The organism is Mesorhizobium sp. M0800 (genome assembly GCF_040320095.1).
Taxonomy (GTDB): Bacteria; Pseudomonadota; Alphaproteobacteria; order Rhizobiales; family Rhizobiaceae; genus Mesorhizobium.
The window spans coordinates 1-9,030 of sequence record NZ_JAMYOZ010000066.1 but is presented as its reverse complement, the minus strand read 5'-3'; the positions used below and the strand labels follow the sequence as shown (position 1 = coordinate 9,030).

At 61.3% G+C, this 9,030-nt stretch carries 5 protein-coding genes and 2 pseudogenes; 4 read left to right on the top strand and 3 right to left on the bottom strand.

The features are described 5' to 3' along the window. Together NKI18_RS33080 and NKI18_RS33075 are read left to right on the top strand one after the other, a co-directional pair. Positions 1-102, top strand: a pseudogene (locus tag NKI18_RS33080) (IS5/IS1182 family transposase); the annotation flags it as partial. A gap of 80 nt (positions 103-182) precedes the next feature. Continuing rightward, positions 183-2,237: a M3 family metallopeptidase gene (locus NKI18_RS33075; RefSeq protein WP_352620616.1), complete on the top strand. Its 2,055-nt coding sequence runs from the start codon at positions 183-185 to the stop codon at positions 2,235-2,237. Between the two features lie 381 nt (positions 2,238-2,618). Here the strand turns inward: NKI18_RS33075 and NKI18_RS33070 are convergent, their stop codons facing one another. Continuing rightward, entirely contained in the window at positions 2,619-3,959 is a 1,341-nt protein-coding gene (locus NKI18_RS33070) for an LGFP repeat-containing protein (RefSeq protein WP_352620546.1), read from the bottom strand. 224 nt (positions 3,960-4,183) lie between these two features. Next, positions 4,184-6,598, bottom strand: coding sequence for an AfsR/SARP family transcriptional regulator (locus NKI18_RS33515; RefSeq protein WP_502900805.1), 2,415 nt, complete (start codon positions 6,596-6,598; stop codon positions 4,184-4,186). A 45-nt stretch (positions 6,599-6,643) separates the two neighbouring features. Here NKI18_RS33515 and NKI18_RS33060 point away from each other — a divergent pair. Together NKI18_RS33060 and NKI18_RS33055 are read left to right on the top strand one after the other, a co-directional pair. Continuing rightward, positions 6,644-6,760, top strand: a pseudogene (locus tag NKI18_RS33060) (DUF1236 domain-containing protein); the annotation flags it as partial. A 472-nt stretch (positions 6,761-7,232) separates the two neighbouring features. After that, a complete protein-coding gene (locus NKI18_RS33055) occupies positions 7,233-7,811 on the top strand; it encodes a hypothetical protein (RefSeq protein ID WP_352620548.1) in 579 nt (192 codons plus the stop codon). Between the two features lie 614 nt (positions 7,812-8,425). Here the strand turns inward: NKI18_RS33055 and NKI18_RS33050 are convergent. Continuing rightward, the coding region (locus NKI18_RS33050) for a hypothetical protein (protein WP_353022019.1) at positions 8,426-9,030 on the bottom strand (605 nt) is incomplete at its 5' end.

The following is a 9,030-nucleotide window of genomic DNA, read 5'->3' as shown; positions in this document are numbered from 1 at the left end:
CGCGTCGCCACCCGCTACGACAAGCTGGCTGCCAACTTCCTCGCCATGATCCAGCTCGCTTCGATCAGGCTATGGCTTCGCGCTAATGAGTCTACGGCCTAGTGTTAACCAGCCGCGCTGTTGCGCGCAACCGGCCGGCGCCCTACATCGGTGACGCCCGCCTCCCGCCACTCAGCGAAAGTTTGCCCATGCCGTCCACCGTCGACCTCGCCGCCCATCCGCTGACCGCATGGCAAGGGCCGCTCGGCCTGCCCGATTTCACGCGCATCGGCGACGGTGATTTTTCTCCGGTCTTCGACACGGCCCTGAAGGCGCATGAGGCCGAGATCGAGGCGATTGCCGGCAACACCGGGACACCGACGATCGAAAACACGCTTGCCTCGCTCGAGCTTGCCGGCGAGGCGCTCGACCATGTCTCCTCGATCTTCTGGTGCCGCGCCGGCGCCCACACCAATGAAGCGATCCAGGCGCTGGAGCGCGACATCTCGCCAAAGATGTCGCGGCATTACTCGGCGATTTCGATGAATGAGCGACTGTTTGCCCGCATCGACGATCTCTATCAGCGCCGCGAGGCTTTGAAGCTCGATGCCGAAACGCTGCGGGTGCTGGAAAAGACCTGGAAAAATTTCGTCCGCTCCGGCGCCAGGCTCGACGCCGAAGGCAAGAAGCGGCTGGCCTCGATCAACGAGGAATTATCGTCGCTCGGCACCAATTTCGGCCAGAACGTGCTTGCCGACGAGCGCGACTGGGTGCTGTTCCTCGGTGAGGCCGACCTTGCCGGCCTGCCGGAATTCCTGAAAAGCTCGATGGCGGAAGCCGCCGAGATGCGCGGCCAGAAGGGCCGCTACGCCGTCACTTTGTCGCGTTCGATCTACGAGCCGTTCTCGACCTTCTCAGAACGGCGCGATCTGCGCGAGACGGCGTTCCGCGCCTTCATCATGCGTGGTCAGAATGGCGGCGCCACCGACAACACGGAAGTGGTGCGCGACATGCTGCGCCTGCGCGCCGAGAAGGCGAAGCTGCTCGGCTATCCTTCCTACGCCGCATTGAAGCTCGACGATACCATGGCCAAGACGCCGGAGGCGGTGCACGCGCTGCTCGATCCAGTCTGGGAAAAGGCGGTGGAAAAGGCCGCAAGCGACCAGGCCGAATTGCAGCGGCTGGCGGCCGAGGCCGGCAGCAACGAGAAATTCGCTGCCTGGGACTGGCGCTTCTATCAGGAGAAGCTGCGCGCAGAGAAATTCGCCTTCGACGAGGCCGAGCTGAAGCCGTACCTGCAGCTAGACCGCATCATTGACGCCTGTTTCGACGTGGCAACACGATTGTTCGGCATTTCTTTCGAAGAAAAGAAGAGCATTGCCACCTGGCATCCGGACGCACGTGTTTTCGTGGTGAAGAATGCCGACGGCAGCGAGCGCGGCCTGTTCCTCGCCGACTATTTCGCGCGGCCCTCGAAGCGCTCCGGCGCCTGGATGAGCGCGCTGAAATCCGGTTATAGGCTTGGCCCTGGCTCGAAGCCGGTCATCTACAACATCATGAATTTCGCCAAGCCGCCGGCCGCCGAGGCCGCCTTGCTGTCGGTCGATGAGGCCAAGACCCTGTTCCACGAATTCGGTCATGCCCTGCACGGCATGCTGACCGACGTCGCCTGGCCGTCGGTCGCGGGCACCTCGGTCAGCCGCGATTTCGTCGAGCTGCCGTCGCAGCTCTACGAGCACTGGCTGACGGTGCCGGCGGTGCTGGAAAAGCATGCGCTGCATGTCAAGACCGGCAAGCCGATGCCAAAGGCGCTGGTCGACAAGATGCTGGCGGCGCGCACCTTCGGCGCCGGTTTCGCCACGGTCGAGTTCACCGCCTCGGCGTTGGTCGACATGGCCTATCACGCACGCCCGGATGCGCCGGACCAGCCGCTTCGTTTCGAAGCCGAAACGCTCGAAAAACTCAACATGCCCGACACCATCGCCATGCGTCACCGCACCCCGCATTTCGGCCATATCTTCGCCGGCGATGGCTATTCTGCCGGCTATTACTCCTACATGTGGTCGGAAGTGCTTGACGCCGACGCGTTCGCCGCCTTCGAGGAAACAGGCGATCCCTTCAACCCGGCGCTGGCCGAGCGGCTGCGCAAAAACATCTACGCCGCCGGCGGCTCAAAGGACCCGGAAGAACTCTACACCGCCTTCCGCAGCAAGATGCCTTCCCCGGAAGCGATGATGGCCAAGCGCGGACTGGTGTGATGCATGCCCGCTCTTGTCACCGTTCTCTTTCCATCCTGATTGATCTCGGCTGTCATGGCGGCGGGTTGCGCACCGCCTGATCCGGTTTCCGCCGATCCCGCTCGGCCCCGTTGGCCGGTCGCGTCGTTGAGGTGACTGCACTTAATGCGGTCTCCATCGTTCCGGCCGAAGGAGCCGCGTTCATGGCGGCGCTACGGGCTGTGCGGGGTTAGGCAACGACAGCTTGCCCGCTATGCTGATCGGCCGCTGCCGCATCCGAACCGCGCCTTGCGACGACCGCTACGGAAATAAATCTCTCAGTCGCGAACGGCAGCCCCGCCAACGGAAGGCGGGGCTGGTAAGTTGATTGTCCCGGCAAGCTTTTTTGCCGGGGCGATTGGCCTAGGCAGGCACAAAGCCAAAATAGGCTTTGTAGGAAGCCCCCTCGCCGGAAATCAGGGGCGTTTCCACTTTGAACCCAATCCCGCTGAAGGTGGTATTGTTCGTACGTGCCGCGAGCACCACCATCTGCTTTGCGGAGATGGTCACTGTCGCGCTGCCGATCCTGTCATCGCCCCAATCGAAGAGATCGCTGATGGCGCCGCCGATCGATGGCATCAAGGATCCCAGGGCCGGGCCGGCTATCGCGGCAATGATAGGTCCTGCCACCGGAATGAGGCCCAAAGCCAGCGTACCCGCCGTATGGACGCCCATCACGACCTTCTGCACTTCGTCCTTGTACTTGTTCGGATCGCCGAAATCATTTTCCATCAGCACCGTACCGATATTGATGCCGTAGGGCTTGCCTCGATAGACCTCCATCAGGTCGGGTCTCGTATCTCCGGCATCGACGTCGCCATAGACCTGGCTGCGCTTGGTGTCGGCGATCTGCGGCGTTGCCACGCTGACGATGACATAGGGCTCGTCCGCACCACCCGGCCCCTGATCCCAGTCGGTCTCGCCGAAGCAATGGAGGCCGGTATAGTGGACGACGACGTCTCGAAGGTCGATCGCGCCGGTGTCGGGCCACCAGTATATGCCGCCGTTTTCAAACAGATTGGCGCGGCCTCCTTCGGCAAATTCGGTCTCGTCGGTCGTGGGATAGCCCAGATATGACTGTTCCCAGCCCAGGCTCTCCCACTTCTTGCGGATGTCACCGTACACCACGTTGGCTCCTGTGTTCGGTGTCCAGTAGATCGAGCCGGCATTGGCAAAATGGTTGTAGCGCCCGACGCCGTCGGGAGTTCCGGTTTCGTCGGTGACCGGATAGCCGAGAAGCGAGCGCTCCCAGCCCATTGCTGCCCATTTGCCGCGAATTGCCCCCCAAATCGCTTGAGCACCGGTGTTCGGTGTCCAGTAGATCGAAGCGGTATTGTTGTTGAAGTGATTGTATCGGCCGACGCCGTCGGGAGTTCCGGTTTCGTCGGTGCAGGGAATGCCCCACGCGAGACCGCCAAGCGCAATCCACTTCCTGTAGATTTCGCCATGGATCTCAAAGGCGTCGTGCATGGCATCGTTGTAACAAATGCATGAGCCGTTCTTGAGATACCAGGCTTTTCCAGTGTCCTTCCTGTCGATCTCGGCGAAGCCGGCGCCTCCAAGGGAGTTGTACTTTTGCTGTATGACAGCTTCGGGCGAGAGGAGCGACCAAGGCCCGATCCTCAGCTGGTCGGAAAGTCTTGTGGCTCCAGCGCGGATGGTGCCGGCACGCACTCTCGAAGTTGCTCTGGCAGTATACGGCATGACCTTTTCCTTCCTGTGAGTGTTGGTATCGGGGGCTTCAGGCCTCCGGCGATCGGTTTTGATCGACGGGCCGAGGTTCCCAGACCGCGACTTACGGACGGCTTACGGAGTTCCGAGCTGCGCCAGAGCAATTCCAGGAAAAGTGTGGAACGGTTTTCCGTCCGGAATTGCGCAAAAATAAAGAGATAGAGCGGTTCGGCGTTTCCGTGAAACGATGAACCGGTCTAGAGAAACGGGCGCACGAGCGAACGCAGCAAAGGCGAGGGCTCGTCATCGCCGGTCGAAGCGAGCGCGCGTTCATAGCGCCGGTAATCCTCGATGGCGCCGGCATGGTCGTTCCTGGAGAGGCTCTCCTGGATGAGCGTGCCATGGAGTTTGGCCGATTCCGGGTAGAAATCGAGCGCACGCCGGCACGCCTGGCGTGCCCGATCCGCGTCGCCTTGGCTCTGCCAGTGTTTGGCGATCCGCACGGCGAGCTCCACAAACCCGTCCCGCACCCGGTCGGCCGCGGCGTTCGACCAGGCGGGCATCGGGCCATTCGAGAAAAGCGGGCCGACAAAGCCTTCCAGCAGCATTTCCTGCTCCTCCATTGCGCTGTCTCTTTGGCCCGACAGGACGCGTTTCAGCCGGTCTTCCCAATCCTGAAGATCGATCCAAACCTTGTCGGCCGCGAGCCGCAAACGGCCTTCTCTCAGCGTCACGAGTTCGCCTTGCCCGAGCAATTTGCGCAGACGATGCAGCGCCTGCTCCAAGGCCGCTTTGGCCTGGTCGCCGTCGAGGTCGGGCCAGAGCCAATCCTGCAGGGTTTCCACCGAACAGACCTGGTCCCTCGACAGGCAGATAATGCGCAATATGTCGAGCGCGCGGGTAGGTTTGGCACCGGGCGCGACCTCGGCGCCATCAATTTCGAGGCGGAAGCCTCCCATCAAGTGGATCCTGAGCGGCCAAGGCCACTGGGCGGGTCGGCCAGCGGGCGGGACCAGATATCGCGCCCGAACGACGCGGCGGCAGAGATCGATGTCGATCTTTCGCTCCAGCGCATCGGCGACCAGATCGGCCAATAGGTCAGGCAGGTTGAGCAGGATTGCGGAGGGGTTGACCTGGCGCAACGCCTCCATGAATTCAGCCAGACGACTGCCATAGGACGCGCCGCCGTTCCACTTCTGCTCCAGGGCCTGAGCGGCCAGAATGTTGAGTTCGACCCGCTGGCGAGGGCCGCCGCTCAGCCTTTCGACGATCTCCTGGAGTAGCGCAATGGCCTCCGCTGGACGCCGATCGGCCAGCAGGACCTGGTATTTGGTGACGTAATGCGGCCAGCGTTCGATCATCGGCTCATTCGCCCGCTCGATCGCATCCATGAAGGCATCGCAGTCGAGATAAGCCTTGACGAAGTCGCCGTTGCGCGTGTGCATCGCCGCGTGGCAGTCGGCGACTACAGCGACCTGGGTTGTGAACCTGCTGTCCGCGATCTCGCCCAGCCGGGAGACGAGCGCATTGAATTCCGAGAACCTGTTGTGAAGCTTCATCAGCAATTGAAGCTGATAGAGGGCGCTGAACTCGACGCCCCGTAAGGCGTGCTGCTCGCCTATCGCCGTTGCGCGTCGCAACGCATCCTCGGCCGAGGCATAGACAAAACCGCGCCGCGAATACGGGAAGTAACGGCCGCTGGCCGAGCCAAAGGACACCAGCCACATGCCGAGCACCAGCGGCGGGATATCCGGATGTTCGAGATCGGCGGCAACGCTGTCCACGGCATTGGCAAAAATGTCGCGCTGCCCCGACGAGGTCGCGTAGTCGATGAGCGCTTCGCTTGCCAGCAGGCGCAACTCGACCGAATCCTCGATCGGCAGATGTGTCAGGCGCTGCTGGATATCATTCACGAGGCGCTTCGCGTCATGGGCGTCGAATTCGCCAGGTTCGGCGAAATCGACGGCCCGCAGGATGCCGAGCCTGACCATCATGAGTTCCTCCGGATCCAACTCCGGCAATCCCTTGGCAAGAACCTGTGAGGCTCGGCGCGTCCAATCCGCCAGCCCCTCATGCGTACGCCAGCTGGCGGTCTTGACTACGACCGCCCGCGCCACCGTCAGGCATTGGCCGCGCATGTCGGTGTTCTCGAATGCTTGCCATGCCTTGGAGAAGTGCGGTTCGGCCTTCGCATCGTCCGATGCGAAGGCGACGCCCAGCCAATAATGGACCCACCCGTCCATCTGGTCGGGGGGCAGCCTGTTGCACCATTCGACGAAGCTGGCCCTGCGCCCTTGCGAGAGAACGCCGTTAGCGCACTCCAGAATGAGCTGGCGTGCCAGCGGCCAGGCGCCCGCCTGCAACGCCAGCACGATTGCCGCGTCGGTTTTGTCTGCCTCGTGCAGGACCTTTGCTGCCTGCTCGCGCAGCCTGGAACGGTCCGCTTCCGTCACGCGCCGGTCCAGTAGGCCGGCAAGGTATTCGCGCAACCAGTCATGCAGCTGGAAGGCGGCGCCGCCCGGACCGTCGCGCGTGATCAGCAGCTGGCGATGCTGCAGCCGCACCAGCAGGCGAGCAGCCTGCGGCGAGCCCAGGAACGCATCGGCAAGCTCCGTGCTGATCTCCGGCAGAACGTTGAGCCTGATAAGCAGATCCTGGTCCTCCGGCGCGATGTCGCGCAGGAAATAACGTCCGACAATCTCCCGAAGGCCGGCGCCTCTGACACAGTTGAGCTTTACGAGGTGCCGGACGTTCAGTACCGCTACGTGATCGTCGACGGGCGAACCGTCCTGGTCGATCCAGGTACCCGCAAGATTGTGAAAATCTACGACTGAACTCGATCTCTTCACGCTTAAGCCCATCGTGCCCAAAGGTGCGGCGGGCTTTTTGCGTTTCTAGGTTCCGCTCGCGCGGACCTTCTCAAAGTCTTTTCAGCCTTCAAGCCAGACGAGTGGGCATTGCCGCTGCGCTGAAAGTTTAAGTACGTCAAGCGCTCGCGTCCCGGATGATTGCAAATTACATGGCCGGACTAGTGGATGAGGAAGAACTTCTGTCGGCTTCCCGACAGCCGCTTGGACGGTAGGCGATTGCCAGATGCCAACGGATCGGTGGGCTTCGATCATTCCCGTAACTTCTCCGAAAGGGCTGGGAGACGGAACGCTTCATCTGTTCGGCCGATGCGCAGGTCACAGAAGACTTTTATCCCAAACTGGGGGGCTGACCCGAACCCGGACAGTCTACCCGTTGCCCGCTGGCTTCTGCTGGCGGGCCTTTTTTTAAACTGCAAACATGAATTAGGGGGTTTCGATGCGCTCGTTTGTATTTGCTAGTCTCACCGTGGCTGCAACAATAACGGCATTGCCTCTCAACGCCGCTCCGAAAAAAGACATCTTGGCCGTGGCCGAAAGGCTCAACAAGGTCGAAAATCCGTCAGAAATTGATCGCTGGTGGACGAGCGTGATCAATACCGACGAAGGCAAATTCGTTTTGGACATAGTCGCCACTTATTTTGGCTACCCAGGAGGCGGGACTGCTGTAGTCGAGGGGATTGATGCCATTGTGGGACCGCACCGTGATGAAGGAAATCAGCACTGGGGGACAATCCAAGCGCCAGTTGGCTATACCGTATGCACGGCCTTTGTTCGCGACCCGTCGTTGAATTGCAACGGAACGTTCTCCGGGACGCTTAGGACCGCCGACCACCCCGATAGCGGAAGGATCGACGGCCTGCATTGGTACATGGTGGTGCCACGGCCGCATGAGGTCGGGGGTGGTAGATGCTGGGTTGATGGAACCGTAGTGGTGACGTTCGTTCGCGCCGAGAAGAAGCCTCAGTTTCAGTGTCACCCCGTCAATGGGGCTCGGGAGTTCGCCTATGGAAAGTAGCTCCAAAGGTTAGGCATCCATTTTTTCTAGGGTTTGTGCCTGAGCTGCTCGTGCCAGATGACTTGCCGCAGATCGCGCCAGTCGACTGCTTGACCGCACGCCGGGCACCGCCAGGTCGCTCCGTACCTCATCGGTTCGCGGATCGAGACTGAGCCCGCCGACAGTCCCTGAGCATCAGCGCGCCCTTCGTAGCATTACTTGCAAATCGGCCCGCGACATGTCCGCGATGCGATCCGCGGCACTTTCCAGTTCATGCACGAATTCGTGGCGGGACATCGGTCCCATGCTCGTTGCAGGAATATGGCAAAGGCGCGCTGTTCAGCACGGTCGAGAGGGCGCTGCTCTGCACGAGCTGCGTCAGGGGCGGCCCGGTCAGGCTGGAGGCCCACAAGCTGCCGGAACTGAAACGCTCGCCTCGTGGGGGAGGTGGCCGGCGCCGCTTGGGGGGCGTTGGGGTAGTGCCTGAACAGGGCGCCGGCCGGGCGGGTTGAGGTCCGCCGCCATGAATAGTAGCGAGCTTGATGATTCAGGTAATTCCGCGATCACGGAAGACGGCCTACGCGCACGCGTCGGTTTCGCTATCCTCGTCAATCGTCCGCCGCGGATAGTCCTCCTTATAATTGGACAGCGCATTGAGGAAACTGCCCTGCTTCCCGATCCGCAAGAGCCTTCTTCGTTTCAGATTCTGTAATGCAGGCCCGTCCGTCGGTTTTCACGGCGAAACCTTTACCTTCTAGGCAGCGCGTGACGTAGCGGTCGCGAAGAGCCGCATTGACGTCGTAGGTTGTCGTTGTGGCTGGGATATTGATCGCGCCGATGCGGTTGCAAGTAACCATGGTTCCGAAAGTGTTGCATTGGAGCGTGCCTGGGTTGTTGTAACCAGGGTGGACGTCCGTTGCCAGCGACTGAGGGATTTCCTTGAAAGAGTCGATCTTGCATTGGTCGACGGCCGATAGAGTGGAACTAAGATCCACACCCGGCTTGAAAACAATGGCTGTCGGCCCCGTCTGACAGCCTGCAACGGCCGCGACCGCGGTTAGTATGAAGCGTTTGCGCATGGTGATTTCCCCCCGCGCGCACTGAACTTCAAAAAGCTCCGCCCCCGCGAGGGCGCGCTGGTAGATGGGGTATTCGGCTTGCGCCCCTTCTTCAACGGTGATGCAGGAAGGTGCTGCGCTTCGAGCTGATGATAGAACGTGGTCTGTCCAAACAGCCACAA